Genomic DNA, 15,531 nt, shown 5'->3' on the forward strand with positions numbered 1-15,531 from the left:
AAGCAATTTAATGCAATATAACTGACTGTGAGCTTTCCGCATGAAGAGAAGGAAAAAGTCAGTTTTAAGCGGGAGCGGGGCAGCCGGTAACGCTTCGATAGTTTAATATTATTCCGCTGGGATTTCTTTTCGTCTCATATTTAATGAAGTTTCCTTTTATCAAAGTTCTTTTATATTGGGATATGCTTCCTCCAGCGATGTCCAATTCAATAGATAATAAGCGCTTAATGCCAGTTCGATTGCTTGCCGGTTGATTGGCTCTGCAAGGTTAGTTCTCAGTAACTCTTCAATTTTTTCTAAACGGTGATACAAGGTTTGCCGTACAATATATAATTTGTTAGCGGTTTCTTTTTTGGAGCCCATACATTTCAGGTATACAGAAAGTGTGGAAAGCAGATCTGTTTTCATTTTTTTATCATATTGCAAAATTGCTCCTAAATAATCCTGTACGTATACTTCCAGCTTGTTGCTGTTATACATTTCAATCAATAAGCGATAAACACCGATTTCTTCATAAAAATGTGTCTCGATTAATTTAGCGTTTTGAATGAGTATCACATCTTTTGCTTCTTTATAACTGGTAGGAGAAGTATCGTAATCAAGATGAATATTACTGATTCCAAAAGTATATGGATTACCATTAAAATTTTCTTTTTGTTGCATATGCTTTAGTTCATTAATAATTTCTGTCAATCGATTCGTATCTTTTGGGGCATTCTTCTGCTTATAGAAGGCAGCGATAACAGCCGTTTCATTCCGGCCGACAGCTACAGCAGGAATAAACCCGTTTTTTCGAAACAGGGAGCGGATAATCATCGCTTGCTGCAGCTTGGCTTCCTCCCAATTGCCTTCTTTATTGGTTATATTATAGGAGTTCGTGTCAATCAAAAATAATCGATAAGATAAGTTCTTTGCCGGAGAAGGCAATATTTTTTGGATTTCACTGCCATCAATGTCTTTTCCCTTTAACATCCTTCTGACAATCTCTTCTTCTTGATTTTGTTTCCGTTCTTCTATCGTTTTATTCCGAAGCATAATTTGTGCGATTGCCAGGGCTGCCCGATCAATGATAGAGAATGAGAATTTATCTAATGTGTCAGGGGCTATCTGTAAACATAAATATCCCCAGGTATGTCCGAGACCTTTAACAGGAAAAATGGTGTAATCATCCTTGTCCAGTTTACAGCCTGTATAGGGGCTTGGCATCTTGGCATGTTTGATTCGCGTTTTCATCAACTGTGTTTGCTCTTTCATCTTTGGAGGATAGTAATCAGCTTTTGAGTCGAATGATACAAATAAGACCGGTACATTAAAATATGCATATAGTTCTTTTAAAATAGTTAAGGTTCCATTTGGCAATAAGGAAAGTTCATTAAATTTTTCTGAAAAATGATAGAGTTGGCTCAGCATATGGTGATGATGATTAATGATGACGGTGTGAAGATCTTGGGTGATGTCTACGAATTTAACAATTTCGTTGAAGATAATGAAAGGTAAGTCATGATCATTGCCGTATTGAATAATTTCAGGTGCGATTTCTTTAACATGGGTGCCTAGTTCAATGCATATTCCTGCGACATTCTTATTTAGCAATTTGTCCAAGTGGGAAAGGCCTTCTGGAGAGTCAAATTTCACCCCGGAGCCTGTCGTCAGGATTAATTCACCTCCGTTAATGAAAGATTCCATATCTCCGCTTTCCAGTATATGTGTCCATTTAATTTCACGGTGTAATCCGTTTTTGCCGGCAACTACGACGGCATGTTGGAATAAATCCCTGGAAAGAACGTCCTTTACTTGAATACTCCATTTCTCCATTTATATGAGCCCCCTCATTTCGTTAAAGCAGAACGTAAAATGATTGACATTTTGTAAAATGAAAAATAAATGAATTGGTTATAGAATAAACTATGTAATATACCTAATATTATGTCAAGTTCAAAAATTTCAGATATGAATCTATGCTGTTTGACCAGATTGTTTTAATTATTTGAAGTACAGAAAGGAGAAGATGGGATGGAATCTGTGCAGAAGAAACAATCTTTAGTGGAAAGAGATCGTCAGAATGTTTGGCATCATATTTCGCCGTATAGTGAAAAAAATCCGCCTATGGTCGTGGAAGAGGGGAAGGGCTCCTGGATTACAGATCATCAAGGAAAACAGTATTTAGACGGAATGTCCGGGCTTTTTTGTGTCAATGTAGGATATGGCCGGGAAGAGTTAGCACAAGCTGCGTATGAACAAATCAAGAAAATGGCTTATGTGCCAATGACACAAAGCCATGGTCCTGCCATTGAGCTGGCGGAAAAAGTAAACGAAATGCTTGGCGGGGACTATGTGATTTTTTATTCCAATAGTGGTTCCGATGCGAATGAAGTAGCTTTCAAAATGGCTCGTCAATATCACCAGCAAAAGGGAGAGGGCACCCGCTATAAAGTGATTTCACGCTATCGTGCCTATCATGGCAGCTCGGCTGGAGCGTTGTCAGCAACAGGTCAAGCATTGAGAAAATATAAATACGAGCCGCTTACTTCCGGATTTTTACATGTTGCTCCACCTGATAATTATCGTAAACCAGAAGGCATGTCTATAGAGGATTATAATATAGCGCGAGCGAGAGAATTAGAAGAAACGATTATTTGGGAGCAGAAGGAGACAATTGCAGCAGTTATTATGGAACCGCTGATTACAGGAGGCGGTGTACTGGTTCCAGATCCTGTTTATGTAGAAAAGGTACAAGAGGTTTGTAACCGTCACGGCGTCCTGCTTATTATCGATGAGGTTATCTGCGGCTTTGGCCGTACAGGAAAAGCTTTTGGACATCAGCATTTTAATATAAAACCGGATATGGTTACCATGGCAAAAGGGCTTACGAGTGCTTATCTTCCATTATCGATTACAGCTGTTCGAAAAGACATCTATGAAAAATTTAAGGATGGTAAAGAAAATAGTCATTTTCGTCATGTAAATACATTTGGCGGTAATCCCGCTGCATGTGCTTTGGCATTAAAAAACATTGAAATTATGGAAAAAGAAAATTTATTTAACCGTTCAGCGGAAGCAGGGAATCGTCTTTTAAACGGTCTGGATGATCTTCGAAATCTTGACTTTGTAGGTGATATCCGCGGTTTAGGCTTGATTATCGGCATAGAAATCGTTGAAGATAAGCTTACCAAAAAGCCTGCCTCCCCAGAATGTGTAGGAGGATTGATTGCTGCTTGCAAGGCAAATGGATTAATCATTGGGAAAAACGGTGATACCGTCGCCGGGCATAATAATATTTTGACACTCAGCCCGCCATTGTCCAGTACGGATGATGATTTTGATTTTATGATTAACGTCTTGAAAAAAGTATTTCATGAAAAAGTAAATTAATGTTTTTTAAATAAGGAACGAAAGCTTATTACCTAAGAATAAGCATATATATCCTGCTATTCCGGGATGAACATCTTCTAATGGAGAATATTGATTAAAATATCGGGAGGGTTTCAGGTGACTCAAACAAAAGTAAACGAATTAAAAAACTATGTTGGAGGAAGGTGGATGGAAGCAAAGACAGATAAAACGGCACCTGTCTATAATCCGGCAACTGGAGAGACAATAGCAAATGTACCTATCTCGACGCAAGAGGATGTGGAACATGCAATCCAGGCTGCTCACAAAGCTTTTGAAACATGGAAGGACGTGGCTGTACCTAAACGGTCAAGAATCCTATTTAAATATCAGCAATTACTCGTTGCCAATTGGGAGGAGCTGGCAAAATTAATTACCATTGAAAATGGAAAAAGCTATACGGAAGCGTATGGGGAAGTGCAGCGAGGGATTGAAAACGTAGAATTCGCTGCCGGAGCTCCTTCCCTCATGATGGGAGAGCAGCTTCCATCGATTGCCACCGACTTGGAATCTGGTGTGTATCGTTATCCAATTGGTGTTATTGCTGGAATCACTCCTTTTAATTTTCCAATGATGGTGCCGTGCTGGATGTTCCCAATGGCCATTGCAACTGGAAATACGTTTGTCATGAAGCCGTCAGAGCGTACACCACTTTTAGCGAATCGGTTAGCAGAATTACTGGAAGAAGCGGGGTTGCCTGCTGGCGTATTTAACATCGTTCATGGTGCTCATGATGTAGTAAACGGTTTATTAGATCACAAACAGGTAGCAGCGATTTCTTTTGTTGGATCCCAGCCTGTAGCAGAATATGTCTACAAGCGCGGAACGGATAATCTGAAGCGTGTGCAAGCACTTGCTGGTGCAAAAAACCATTCCATTGTATTACGTGATGCGAATTTAGAAAATGCATCGACCCAAATCATGAATGCAGCATTTGGTTCTGCAGGGGAACGGTGTATGGCCGCATCTGTGGTAGCTGTTGAGGAATCTGTTGCAGATGCGTTTATCGCACGTCTCACTCAAAAAGCCAATGAAATTAGAATTGGCAATGGCCTGGACGAAGGGGTTTTCCTGGGTCCAGTCATTCGCGAACAGCATAAAGAGCGGACATTAAATTATATTGAAACGGGAGAAAAGGAAGGAGCAAAGCTGATTCGTGACGGCAGAAAAGACGAAGCTGTAAAACAAAAAGGCTATTTTGTAGGCCCAACCATTTTTGATTATGTCACATCGGAAATGAATATTTGGAAAGAAGAGATCTTTGCACCCGTATTATCAATTGCTCGTGTAAAAGATCTGGATGATGCGATAGCTTTAACGAATCAATCACGCTTTGCGAATGGCGCTTGTATTTTTACAAGAGACGGCGGAAAGGTTCGGCAGTTCCGTGAAACAATTGATGCTGGAATGCTTGGCGTCAATATCGGTGTGCCTGCCCCAATGGCATTTTTCCCATTCTCTGGCTGGAAAGACTCTTTCTACGGAGATTTGCATGCGAATGGAAAAGATGGGCTGCAATTTTATACGAGGAAAAAAGTGATTACGACGAAGTGGATTTGACATTCTCTATAGTATATGGAGGAGCTTATCATGATGGCTATTGGTAAGCTCCTTTTTCATTACTTCCGGTTGCGTTTTTTTTGCAAAAAAGATAATACAGGATCGACAAATAAGAAAAGAAGAAGGAGATACATGATTGCCAATTCAGGAATTTCCATCACATACAAAGGATTCAGCGATTTGATAGCGGGTATTTTATATCCTTTTATAAAGTCAATACCAAAAGAAATACCCGCTAATAGGATGAACATAGTCAGAGAAATACCTAGGATTTTCACTTCTATCACTCTCCAATCAGCCTTTAAACATTTTTCTATCCGTATTTGGATAGCTATTCATATTTGCTAATTTGCTTACTTTTTCCTGTTCTTGATAAAGGCAATAAAAAGCAAGAAAACAGGAAGAATAATTTGAAAAGGAAGCTGAACATAGATTGGAAATGCATTTAGCCCTTCTTCAATATGCTGCGAATAATTGCTCGCAATAACCATGGATGTAAATAAAACAGTTATTCCAAGCGGATAAGCCAGCTTCGAGGGTTCTTTGATATTAAATAAACTTGCTGTTCCTATAAGGGCACAGTATGTATATACCGCTACTTTGAAAAAACCTCCAATAATCAGAGCTAGAATAAAGATAACGTCCAGACGTTCTAAAAATTCTCCAACTTCAATCGACTGAATAGTTGTTAATAAAGGGAAAAGAGAACGCTCAATAAGCGGGACGCCAAGAACGCTGATATTTAAAATGGTGGTGAACGCGAGAGCGACACCAGTTATGCTGATTGCCGCCACAGCCGTTTTTTTTAACTTCTTTGCTTGATTTAAGTATGGGAAAATCATTGTAAATACGATGATTTCACCAAAGGGAACATATAGCGTTTCTGTAAAGACCGTTTTTAAAATTTTTGGCGAATCCTCCAAAGTCGGTCTTAAATTGGAGATATCGATTAAGCCGGATATAGCAATAAGAAGAAATAGAAAGAATGCCAGCATAAGCATGACGACAAAAAGCAGTTCTCCTGTTCTGGCAACGACCTCGATTCCTTTATATATCGTGTAAATAACCACCAGAATCATCAGAGCACTCGCAACGAATAGAGGAGTTTCTGGAAAGGCAAAAGAAAGCAGCATGACACCAAATTCCCGTAATACTCTCGCAGCCGAATATAAAAAGAAGAGGATATACAGGAATGCCAATGTTCGTCCTAAAACCTTGCCAATCAGCTTTTCTGTATAGTCCGTCAGCAAGAGTGAAGGATAATACAGATAAAGCGCCCGATAGATAAAAAATAAGAAGATACTTATCGCCGTCGCGATAAGAATCGCTAACCAGCTGTCTCGGCCTGCTCTCATCGCAAGTGGAATCAGCAGCGAATTGCTTAGCTGAAATAAAATCATAACGATAAACAATTGGCTTGTGCTGATTTTTGCCTTTTCCATAAACGAATTCCCTCCTTTTTATTCGCTTTTCTTATTCAAATCAAAAAGATACGGATTGTTTCGCATCCCAGTACGGCGAATAAAGGCTTCCACTGTCACATCGACGTCCAATGCAGGAAAATACACATCTTGCCACTCTTTTTCAAACTGTTGCCACACCTTGGGTTCGGAATGATGCAGCTTTTCACCAAAGCCGAAGATATCCGTTTTGGTTTTCTGTGCTTCCTCAATTGCAGCTTTGGCCTCTGCCTGAATTTTCTGCTGCAATGCTCCCTCAATCCGGAATAATACATGCGGGTTAGTTATATCGACTGGCACCTCTATCACTCGGAGGTCTCCTTCAGCACGGATATGGACGGAAATCGCCGGTTTCCCATCCTTTATTTTTGTCGCTACATTTGTTTTTTGGCGTACTACCTTGTAGGAGATGGCATCTTCATGATTCTCCCAATCAATGTTTACAGGTGCCTGCCGAATTTGATCTAATACCCAAAGTGTTCCTTCACTCTTTTCGCCATCAATCCAATTAACCAGTTTGCCTTCTTTGAAAACGCCCATGCCATTTACTTTAATGGTTGCTGATCCATCTGATGATTGCAGTTGTTCCATCGTTTTCGCTTTTTCAATATCACCCTCCACAGAGAAACCGCTGACCAAAGGCTCTTTTCCTGTCGAAACAGCTGCATTGATGAATTTCTGGAGATTGGTGGCTATATTTTCTCCATACAGTTCTTCAGTGAATTCTAAGGACTTAATTGCTTTTTCAGCAGGGACCTGATCAATCGCCGTTAAAACTTGAACGAACTCACCCGCCTTCACATCCCGGCTAATCACTATCTTCGTCGTTGTCCGAAACTCAATACCCCGCTCCATCGCATCTAAAATAGAGGAAAGCCCTTCTTCTCTGGCAAGCTCTTCGCTGATGACCAGCAGACTGGTATGTGCAAAATAGAGGTCTCTTGAAACAATGGTGGATGCCCGATCAGCTACCTCCAGCGGATTGTCTCCTGTTGCTGTATAGGTGGCAATACTTGGATTTTGCCCGGATGCTCCTCCTTGAAGCGCCCCGGGCACGTTCATTGGATTGATTAGTTGAAATGTGCCAACATATGTGCCATCTTCCTTTTTATCAAGCGCATAAGCCGAGACAATCGCTAATTCTTTTAATTCGATACTGCTCCAACATCCAGAAAGGAAAGGGAGGCAGGCTGCCATGAAAAAAGGAATTATCCATTTACGACTCATTTTTATCTCCTTCTTTCGTCTCCGCTCTCATCATTCCCCGTTTTATCGGAGGCAGAGGTTTTTGATCCGTACCCTGGCGAACTCGATTTTGAGGATTTAAGGACTTCGGTCTTTCGTTGAATGACCATATCGGACCGCGCATAATGGAATCCTTCAAGCTTTTCGGTATCAATGGTGCAAATGGTGCCATATAGGGGATCCCGAATGAACGCAAGCTGACGAGATGAACAATCAGCATAATCAATCCAAGGATGATTCCATAAAACCCGGCAATCGCTGCACCCAGCATAAATGCAAAGCGGAGTAAACGGGCTGAAATAGCGATGTCATAATTTGGAGTAGCTAAACTGGCAATGGCTGTAGTTGCCACGACAATGACCATTGCGGGAGAGACGATTCCGGCCTGAATGACCCCTTGCCCGATAACAAGTGCTCCGACAATCGAGATGGTCGCACTGATTTTGTTCGGCATCCTTAAGCCGGCTTCCCGAAGAATCTCAAAAGTGACTTCCATTATCAGCGCTTCAACAATCGCAGGAAAAGGTACGGATTCCGTCTGTGAGGCAATAATAACAAGCAGGTCTGTTGGAATCATTTCCTGATGAAAGGTGGTAACTGCTACATAAAAAGCAGGGCCTATTAATGAAATCAAAAACATGAAAACGCGCAGCATCCGAATCAAAGTACTAATTGGGAAGCGCACGTAATAGTCTTCCGGTGTTTGAAAAAATTGAATCATAATAGCAGGAACAATCAACACATGGGGGGTTCCGTTGACAAAAATAGCCACCCTGCCCTCCAAAAGGTTTCCGGCAACCGCATCCGGCCTTTCCGTATGAGTAACTGTTGGGAACAGCCCTGAACTTTCATCTTCAATCACCTGTTCAATATAGCCTGAATCAAGGATGGCATCGAGATCGACCCGTCCCAAGCGTTGGCGGACCTCTTTCACTATGTCTTCATCAACTATCCCGTTGATATACATAATCGATAGGTCTGTATTCGTCTGCTTCCCGAGATTCATGGATTCTACCCATAAATTCGGGTTTTTGATAATTCGGCGCACGAGCGCAGTATTCGTGTTAATGGATTCCGTAAATCCCTCTTTGGATCCGCGTAACGTTATTTCGGAATCAGACTGTTCAACGGGACGCCTTTCTCCGCCTCTGGTACTGGCAATCAGCGCTTCGTTTTTTCCATCCAGGAGAATTACTGTGTCACCAGATAGCAGCGATTGAAATAAGGTATCCCAATCGCTAACCGTTTCTAAACTGCCAACCGCAACTACTTTTTCGGTGAAAACGGTAAAAAGATCTTCGTCCTGTAATTTTTCCTGCACGCTATCTTCCATTGTCTGCACCAAAAACTCATTTATCGTAGGATTGTCCACCAGCCCGTCCACGTGAATGATTGCAGCAGATACCTTAGGATCGTGACTAATAGCAAGCGTGCGGATAATGATATCAGGGCTGTTGCCTGTTTTTTGTTTGATGAAGTTCAGGTTTTCAGTAATCGAAGTGTCTATGCTTTTTTGGGTATCGCTTGCTGAATCTGGAATTTGCTCTTTATAATGCATCTTTTTTCGTAATTTACGATAGGACATAGCACAGAACACCTCGTTGTTGGGATTATCCCTAATTTGTTCAGATAATTACTTTTTATGCATGAAATAGACTCTGATATTTAAGTGAGAGATGTTGTTTGGAAATGAGGAAGCAATGTTCTTTAAAATCTTGTCTAAAAGCTTTATCACGGAGAACCGTCCGACAACTCCCACTGAGTGAAGTTTCATTTTATAAATTATACTTCGGTGATAGTTGATAAAAAGAAGATAGAATGAAACTTTATCAGCTTAATTTAAGTAATACATAATAAATGTATTTCTAAACTGCGTGAAAAAAGAAATTGAAGTTCCATAGCAAAATTCAGATATAATCGGAATAATAAAGGAGACATGAGGATGAAACAACTCTATATAAAGCAAAAAGTATTTAGTTTAAATGAAAAGTTTAGCGTAAAGAATCAGGATGAAAAAGATGTTTATTACGTAGAAGGAAGTTTTATGAAAATTCCCAAAACTTTCTCCATTAAGAATGATACTGGAGAGGAAGTAGCGCTTATAACGAAAAAAACGCTCAGCTTTTTACCGAAGTTTTTTGTGGAGGTAAATGGAAAGGAAGTGTTAGCAATCAAGAAGGGGCTTTCCTTTTTCAAAGCGCGTTATACCATTGATGCGGCAGGGATTGAAGTGCGCGGGAATTGGTGGGACATGAACTTTCAGGTATATCAGCACGGTGAAATCATCGGGGAAGTGAGCAAAGAGTGGTTTAGTTGGGGAGACAGCTATAAGGTGCAAGTTGTTAAGGAAGAGATGGAAACCAGCATGATTGCACTGGTTGTCGCCATTGATTGTGTGAAGGCTGACGAAAAAGGAGCTGCTTCTGCTTCGTCGTTCACGAACTGAAGTTTCAAATTTTGCTCAATGCATAAATAAACTCCCCTCGATTAATCAGAGGAGAGTTTATCCAAATACTGCTTACAGCTTGATATTTATCTTTTCTTTCTGTTTGATTAAGTTAACAACTGCATTGAAAGCCTCGTCTAAATCATCGGCATAGATATGCATTTGTTTGTCTTCTGGATAGTGGTGGAGCGTATGCTCATATCTGGGATCGTAATAATATTCCAGCAGGAGCGCTACAGCGGATGGGAAATTACCCTGCTCCAAGTCCTCCGCTATTTGTTTCGCTACAGGGGTGTGAATATGCTTCCGTATTCGCCCGAAGGCTTCGATTATTTGCGCTTGATGCTCTTCAGGATTGTATTCACGTAATATATTTTCAATTCGTTTCTCTAAAGGCAAATGGATAAACAGCTGCATACTGGCTTCTTTTGTTTCATGTAAAGACAAAGGCAGTGTCGCCTTGCCGATACGTTTGCTTTCTCCTTCCAATAGAACAAAAGGCGCTTGGTCATAGCGTTCCATTTCTTGGACTAATAAAGACTCGAATGTTTTTTGATTATTCGGTTCCAGTCCAATTTGGCCAAAGATAGACCCTCGGTGGTTTGCCATTTCTTCTAAATCAAGCACAGGATAGCCATGCTGCTTTAACCTGTGCAGCAAAATAGTTTTTCCGGATCCGGTATAACCATTCAGCACGTACATATTGGGAGAAAACGGCTGCTGCTCTAACTTGTTTACCACCCATTGTCTGTAAGAGCGAATGCCGCCATTCAATCTGGAAACCTGTTGACCCATTAAATCGACAACGGTGGCAGCGGTTTTACTGCGCATGCCGCCGCGCCAGCAATAAACAATCTTTTTTTTCCCAAGAGATTGAAACTGGGCAATAAATTCCGGCAGCTTGATAGAGAAGATTTCTAGCCCTTTTTCCTTTGCTGCTTCAGGGCCGACTTGTTTATAAACCGTGCCTACTTCAACGCGCTCTTCATTATCAAAAACAGGAATATTGATGCTTCCTGGAATACGAAATGCAGCAAATTCCTGTGGAGAGCGCACATCAACTAAGCAAATAGTCTCTTCTTTTTGTTTTTTTAATAAATCAAGTAACTCTATATCCTGAAACATTTTTTCACTTCCTAATAAACGAATTATTCTTCAACCGTGATATGTCCATTTTTCTTATCAGTGACGCGGCCAATTATTGCTGCCTCGATATTTTTATCCTGCAGATCCGAAAGTAATTTTTCTGCGTCTGCTTCTTTTACAGCAGCAAGTAAGCCTCCGGAGGTAACCGCATCACATAGTATCCACTGGTCAATCTGATCCAGTGATTCCGTAAAGGTAACATCCTCTTTTAAATAGTTAAAGTTATTCTTCGTACCGCCTGGCACTGCGCCGTTCTCCGCAAGTTCTTTTACTCTTGGCAAAACAGGTACGTGCTGATTTGAAATCTGGATTTCGACGTTGCTTCCTTTTGCCATTTCCGAAGCATGTCCAAGCAAGCCAAATCCGGTAACGTCGGTACAAGCATGTATTTCATAGTTATCCATTGTTTCCGCAGCCGTTTTATTCAATGCTGCCATGACGTTAGTTACCCGGTCTATTTCTGCTTCCTGTAACAAGCCTCTTTTTATAGAAGTCGTCAAAATCCCTACACCAATTGGTTTGGTTAAAATAAGCACATCATCGGGTTTTGCGCCACTATTTGTGCGGATTTTATCAGGATGAATTGTTCCAGTAACAGCCAATCCGAATTTTGGTTCTTTATCGTCGATGGAATGTCCGCCGGCTAAGGCCACGCCAGCTTCTTTCAGCTTGCTGTCTGCGCCTTCTAAGATACGGGAAAGAATCTGTTTATCTAGATCAGCAATTGGGAAAGCAACAATATTCAATGCTGTAATCGGCTTTCCGCCCATTGCGTAGACATCGCTGATCGCATTTGCAGCGGCAATTTGCCCGAAAGAATAGGGGTCGTCTACAATGGGAGTGAAGAAGTCGAGTGTCTGAACAATGGCTGTGTCGTCATTTAATTTGTAAACTCCTGCATCATCGCTGGTATCCAAGCCGACTAATAGATTAGGATTATCCGTCGCAGGGGAGAGGGTTTGTAAAACCTGCCGTAAATCAGCCGGTCCGATTTTACATCCGCATCCGCCCTTAGAAGATAAAGCGGTTAGTTTTATAGACTCATTATTATTCATATAATCAACCCTTCTATATTTAATTTTCCATATCTATTTTAACATATCAGTAGGAAAAGGAATGTTTGGTGGAATTTAGAAGTGAACAGTTACTTTCATTCTTACCATCCTGTGCGCCAATATGATACGATAACATGTATATGGAATGGGGGACGATGTAATGGAAAATAAAAAGATACCTGCATGGTTTAAGGCAGATATCTTATTCAGTGTGCTTAAAGTACTAGTATTGTTTTTATTAGCTATACTTATTCTGTCTACGAATATTGCAATTGGTTCTGTCTATCTGTTTGCGGCCGTTTTTTCTATTTTGTCTTTGGCGCATTTAATTACGATATATAAAACTGCCGGAAAAATGCGGATTCCTTTGATTATTGAAATGCTGCTTATTCCTTCTCTTTTTGTATTGATTATCTTCCTATTTTAAAAATAAATAATGTGATTATGACATATCGATTCATTTTATTCGATAAAGAAAACACCTTGAAAATCTGCTTCTCAAGGTGTTTTCTTCATTACTTTATTCAGCTTGTTCTTCATAGTACTCTTCCAGTGTAATCCCTTGTTCAGTTATATACTTCGCTGTTTTTTCACCGACATAGCGAAGATGCCAAGGCTCGTATTGGTATCCGGTAATATCTTCTTTACCCTTAGGGAAACGGATAATAAAGCCATATTCCGGAGCATTTTCAGCAAGCCACTGTCCTTCCTCTGTCTCACCAAATGCTTCTACTAACTCTAAATTGACTTCTGCACTGGTAACATCCATCGCCAGTCCAGTTTGATGCTCACTTTCTCCGGGACGTGCACTGTAGGTGTTTGCATAATCCTCACCATTCTGTGCCGCATTCGCTGCAAAGATATCGTCCTGCCGGTCATAAGAACGGTAGCCGGATTGGGCAAACATTTCTAATCCTGCTTCTTCAGCACCTTCAAATAATTCTTCTAAGGCATGTGCCGCGTTCTCGCGCAGATATTTTTTAGGTAAGTCCTCTGTGAAAGGAAAGGGCACATCTGGTACAATCAAGTCTTCAGGGATATAATCATCCGGAAGTGCAAAGCTTTTATTCACCAGTGATAATTCATCGTATGGATTACCGACAACTTCTGTTCCAGCTTCTGTCACTTCAGGTTCTTCAGGGGGAGGAGCTAAGCCCTCTCCCGGTTCAATACTTTTTTCGTTTTCATAATAAAGCAGTAACTCTTCTCTTGTTGCTTTATCATAGACACCTGAAATAGCTGTGTCATCTGTTTGCAATTGAAAATCTGTTATAGCCCAAGTAAGCTCTTCATCAAATTCATCTGTTGCTTCTAAATCATAACCGATGGTATTTAGTGCTTGCTTTAATTGTAATACAGCATCATCTGTATCAAATTTCTGCAGCACCGCATCAGGCGGCTCTGTTTCTTCTTGTTCTGGCTCTTCCGTCTGTTGTCCTTCCGCTTGCTTATCATCTGTATCTTTTTGCTCTTCAGGTGCTGATTGTTCCGATGCCGGAGCATCTTCCTGTGATGGGGATGGCTCATGTGTTCCGCAGCCAATCAGTACAAAGCAAATTGCCGAAAGGATAATCCAACTAACTCCTCGCATGTCATGTTAACTCCTTGCTTTTAATAGAATGAATGAAACTCAAACACTATGATCTGCTAAATAAGTTTGGAGTGCAGAGTTATTTTATAAAAATTAATTGCAGGTAATCAGTAACGAGAATGGTTTTCCAATCTGTTTTGAGGTATATGAAAACTCGAAAAAAAGATGAAAACAATCAGCAGGCTGATTCCCATAATCCTTGAAATGATGCAGTATAAATTCTGCTTATTAAACAGTGAACGTAGGCTGCATTTCAATATATATTATATGATGTATGGAAGTGAAAAAGAAAGGAAAGTGAAGAAATAATTTCAGGAAAAAGAACAATAAAAAAACAAGAACCAGTGAAATTGGCTCTTGTTTTTCATCTTATTCTGCTTTTTTTTCTGCAAACAAACGGCTGATTTCAACAATCGTTTTTGCTGCTTTTTCCATATTATCGATAGAAATATACTCAAACTTGCCATGGAAATTTTCGCCGCCAGTGAACAGGTTCGGTGTCGGTAATCCCATAAATGAAATTTGTGAACCGTCTGTACCGCCGCGGACTGGATGAATAACCGGTTTAATATCAAGATTGTTCATTGCCTGATCAGCAATATCTATAATATGTTTTACCGGTTCAATTTTTTCACGCATATTATAATATTGATCATTCATTTCTAACTCTACAGCATTCTCTCCATATGCGTTCCTGATTTCTTCTACGTACTTTTTAAGGGTGTCTTTGCGTGTTTCAAATTTTTCCCGGTCATGGTCGCGGACAATGTAATAGACTGTTGATTTTTCTACATCGCCTTCTACAGAAATAAGATGATAGAAGCCTTCGTATCCTTCTGTATGCTCGGGAGATTCTTTATCAGGAAATTTATTAATAAATTGCGCAGCCATCTTTCCTGCATTCACCATTTTGTTTTTCGCTGTTCCCGGATGAACACTGTTTCCGTAAAACGTCACTCTGGCAGCTGCGGCATTAAAGCTTTCATACTGCAATTCACCTAAAGGGCCGCCATCCACGGTGTACGCATAGTCACAGCCGAAGCGTTCTACATCAAATTTATGCGGCCCGCGTCCAATTTCTTCATCAGGAGTAAAAGCAATACGGATTTTTCCATGCTCGATTTCCGGATGATGAATGAGGTATTCCATGGCAGTCATGATTTCAGCAATGCCTGCCTTATCATCCGCTCCAAGTAAAGTTGTACCATCAGTCACCATTAGCTGGTGCCCCTCATAATTAGAAAGCTCAGGGAAGTCTTTTGGAGAAAGGGTGACTTGTAAATCTTCATTCAATACAATATCCCCGCCCTTATAATCGATTACCTTAGGAGCCACCCCTTTGCCGGTAAAGTCTGTTGCTGTATCGACATGTGCCAAGAAGCCAATAGCCGGGATATCCTTATCCGTATTCGCCGGCAATGTAGCCATTAAATAACCATTTTCATCATAAGATACTTCTTCCAGTCCAACTTCCTTCAGCTCATTCTCCAATAGCTTAATCAAATCCCACTGACCTGGAGTGGAAGGGGTGGCTTGAGAATGCATATCCGATTGGGTATCTATTTTTGCATAGGTTTCTAAACGCTTGATTAATTGTTCTTTCATCAAAATGGCTCCTTCTAAATAAATTTTTGATTG

General features: G+C 40.6%; 13 protein-coding genes. 5 read left to right on the forward strand and 8 right to left on the reverse strand.

Going from position 1 to position 15,531, the window contains the following annotated elements; genetic code table 11:
* Window positions 1-159: 159 nt before the first annotated feature.
* Window positions 160-1,815, reverse strand: coding sequence for a PucR family transcriptional regulator (locus MKY45_RS04990; protein WP_042532209.1), 1,656 nt, complete (start codon window positions 1,813-1,815; stop codon window positions 160-162).
* A gap of 198 nt (window positions 1,816-2,013) precedes the next feature.
* Between MKY45_RS04990 and MKY45_RS04995 the strand changes: the two genes are divergently transcribed.
* The 3 genes from MKY45_RS04995 to MKY45_RS05005 all read left to right on the forward strand — a co-directional run bounded on the left by MKY45_RS04995 (window position 2,014) and on the right by MKY45_RS05005 (window position 5,298).
* A complete protein-coding gene (locus tag MKY45_RS04995; protein WP_042532210.1) occupies window positions 2,014-3,372 on the forward strand; it encodes an aspartate aminotransferase family protein in 1,359 nt (452 codons plus the stop codon).
* A gap of 117 nt (window positions 3,373-3,489) precedes the next feature.
* On the forward strand, window positions 3,490-4,950 hold the full coding sequence (locus MKY45_RS05000) for a CoA-acylating methylmalonate-semialdehyde dehydrogenase (RefSeq protein ID WP_256705745.1): 1,461 nt from the start codon (window positions 3,490-3,492) through the stop codon (window positions 4,948-4,950).
* 30 nt (window positions 4,951-4,980) lie between these two features.
* Complete coding sequence (locus MKY45_RS05005; protein ID WP_042532213.1) at window positions 4,981-5,298, forward strand: hypothetical protein; 318 nt, start codon at window positions 4,981-4,983, stop codon at window positions 5,296-5,298.
* Between the two features lie 5 nt (window positions 5,299-5,303).
* On the opposite strand, the gene MKY45_RS05010 is transcribed toward MKY45_RS05005, so the two are convergent.
* From MKY45_RS05010 to MKY45_RS05020, 3 genes are read right to left on the reverse strand one after another with little or no spacing between them, the layout of a single operon-like run.
* Window positions 5,304-6,392 (reverse strand): GerAB/ArcD/ProY family transporter, encoded by a 1,089-nt coding sequence (locus MKY45_RS05010; protein ID WP_042532215.1) that lies wholly within the window; start codon window positions 6,390-6,392, stop codon window positions 5,304-5,306.
* Window positions 6,393-6,410: 18 nt separating this feature from the next.
* Entirely contained in the window at window positions 6,411-7,637 is a 1,227-nt protein-coding gene (locus MKY45_RS05015) for a Ger(x)C family spore germination protein (protein WP_256705746.1), read from the reverse strand.
* Complete coding sequence (locus MKY45_RS05020) at window positions 7,627-9,240, reverse strand: spore germination protein (protein WP_212928636.1); 1,614 nt, start codon at window positions 9,238-9,240, stop codon at window positions 7,627-7,629. Before MKY45_RS05020 ends, MKY45_RS05015 begins: the two co-directional genes overlap by 11 nt.
* 357 nt (window positions 9,241-9,597) lie before the next feature.
* Here MKY45_RS05020 and MKY45_RS05025 point away from each other — a divergent pair, with 357 nt between their 5' ends.
* Window positions 9,598-10,101 (forward strand): LURP-one-related/scramblase family protein, encoded by a 504-nt coding sequence (locus tag MKY45_RS05025; RefSeq protein ID WP_289584771.1) that lies wholly within the window; start codon window positions 9,598-9,600, stop codon window positions 10,099-10,101.
* Window positions 10,102-10,173: 72 nt separating this feature from the next.
* Here the strand turns inward: MKY45_RS05025 and mnmH are convergent, their stop codons facing one another.
* Both mnmH and selD read right to left on the reverse strand, forming a co-directional pair.
* Window positions 10,174-11,226 (reverse strand): tRNA 2-selenouridine(34) synthase MnmH, encoded by a 1,053-nt coding sequence (gene mnmH / locus MKY45_RS05030; protein WP_332093843.1) that lies wholly within the window; start codon window positions 11,224-11,226, stop codon window positions 10,174-10,176.
* A gap of 23 nt (window positions 11,227-11,249) precedes the next feature.
* Window positions 11,250-12,302 carry a selenide, water dikinase SelD gene (gene selD, locus MKY45_RS05035; protein WP_042532222.1) on the reverse strand — a complete coding sequence of 351 codons (1,053 nt, stop codon included), beginning with the start codon at window positions 12,300-12,302 and terminating at the stop codon, window positions 11,250-11,252.
* 160 nt (window positions 12,303-12,462) lie between these two features.
* Between selD and MKY45_RS05040 the strand changes: the two genes are divergently transcribed.
* A complete protein-coding gene (locus MKY45_RS05040; RefSeq protein WP_042532224.1) occupies window positions 12,463-12,729 on the forward strand; it encodes a hypothetical protein in 267 nt (88 codons plus the stop codon).
* A gap of 93 nt (window positions 12,730-12,822) precedes the next feature.
* Here MKY45_RS05040 and MKY45_RS05045 read toward each other — a convergent pair whose 3' ends face one another.
* Both MKY45_RS05045 and pepT read right to left on the reverse strand, forming a co-directional pair.
* Window positions 12,823-13,893, reverse strand: coding sequence for a D-alanyl-D-alanine carboxypeptidase family protein (locus MKY45_RS05045; RefSeq protein ID WP_341172629.1), 1,071 nt, complete (start codon window positions 13,891-13,893; stop codon window positions 12,823-12,825).
* A 369-nt stretch (window positions 13,894-14,262) separates the two neighbouring features.
* The gene (gene pepT / locus MKY45_RS05050; protein ID WP_256705752.1) at window positions 14,263-15,498 is read right to left on the reverse strand and encodes a peptidase T; all 1,236 of its coding nucleotides are present in this window, start codon (window positions 15,496-15,498) and stop codon (window positions 14,263-14,265) included.
* Between the last annotated feature and the right edge of the window lie 33 nt (window positions 15,499-15,531).

The organism is Oceanobacillus sp. FSL K6-0251, from assembly GCF_038004725.1.
Taxonomy (GTDB): Bacteria; Bacillota; Bacilli; order Bacillales; family Amphibacillaceae; genus Oceanobacillus; species Oceanobacillus oncorhynchi.

What these genes read in the sequence shown, in the direction of transcription:
- MKY45_RS04990 (WP_042532209.1), bottom strand. Translation starts at nt 1,815, where the DNA reads ATGGAGAAATGGAGTATTCAAGTAAAGGACGTTCTTTCCAGGGATTTA.
- MKY45_RS04995 (WP_042532210.1), top strand. Translation starts at nt 2,014, where the DNA reads ATGGAATCTGTGCAGAAGAAACAATCTTTAGTGGAAAGAGATCGTCAG.
- MKY45_RS05005 (WP_042532213.1), top strand. Translation starts at nt 4,981, where the DNA reads ATGATGGCTATTGGTAAGCTCCTTTTTCATTACTTCCGGTTGCGTTTT.
- MKY45_RS05010 (WP_042532215.1), bottom strand. Translation starts at nt 6,392, where the DNA reads ATGGAAAAGGCAAAAATCAGCACAAGCCAATTGTTTATCGTTATGATT.
- MKY45_RS05015 (WP_256705746.1), bottom strand. Translation starts at nt 7,637, where the DNA reads ATGAGTCGTAAATGGATAATTCCTTTTTTCATGGCAGCCTGCCTCCCT.
- MKY45_RS05020 (WP_212928636.1), bottom strand. Translation starts at nt 9,240, where the DNA reads ATGTCCTATCGTAAATTACGAAAAAAGATGCATTATAAAGAGCAAATT.
- MKY45_RS05025 (WP_289584771.1), top strand. Translation starts at nt 9,598, where the DNA reads ATGAAACAACTCTATATAAAGCAAAAAGTATTTAGTTTAAATGAAAAG.
- mnmH (WP_332093843.1), bottom strand. Translation starts at nt 11,226, where the DNA reads ATGTTTCAGGATATAGAGTTACTTGATTTATTAAAAAAACAAAAAGAA.
- selD (WP_042532222.1), bottom strand. Translation starts at nt 12,302, where the DNA reads ATGAATAATAATGAGTCTATAAAACTAACCGCTTTATCTTCTAAGGGC.
- MKY45_RS05040 (WP_042532224.1), top strand. Translation starts at nt 12,463, where the DNA reads ATGGAAAATAAAAAGATACCTGCATGGTTTAAGGCAGATATCTTATTC.
- MKY45_RS05045 (WP_341172629.1), bottom strand. Translation starts at nt 13,893, where the DNA reads ATGCGAGGAGTTAGTTGGATTATCCTTTCGGCAATTTGCTTTGTACTG.
- pepT (WP_256705752.1), bottom strand. Translation starts at nt 15,498, where the DNA reads ATGAAAGAACAATTAATCAAGCGTTTAGAAACCTATGCAAAAATAGAT.